This is a genomic window from Sphingomonas sp. AC435, from assembly GCF_979253005.1.
Map to the genome: position 1 here is coordinate 1 of NZ_CEEDCJ010000138.1, position 229 is coordinate 229.

Here is a 229-nt window from a genome sequence, read left to right on the forward strand (position 1 = left end):
GCGTGCATCGTACAGGCCGTAGAGCGTGCCCGATGCGCCACCGTGATACGGGCCGGTGTCGCTGGAAAGGGCGACGGTCAGGCGACCCGCCTCTGCGCGGATCGCAGTCGGCGGGACGGTGTCCTGCGCCGGCGCTGCCGTCGCGCAGAGGCTGGCCGCGCCCAGCAGGGCGGCGAGCGACGCGGCGCGCGTGCGACCGGAAGGCGATGTCGGGATCAGGGCGAGGCGC

1 protein-coding gene is annotated in these 229 nt (G+C 75.1%); it reads right to left on the reverse strand.

Annotated elements, in window-relative coordinates:
- The coding region (locus AC0CH8_RS19220) for a hypothetical protein (protein ID WP_465241248.1) at positions 1 to 229 on the reverse strand (229 nt) is incomplete at both ends.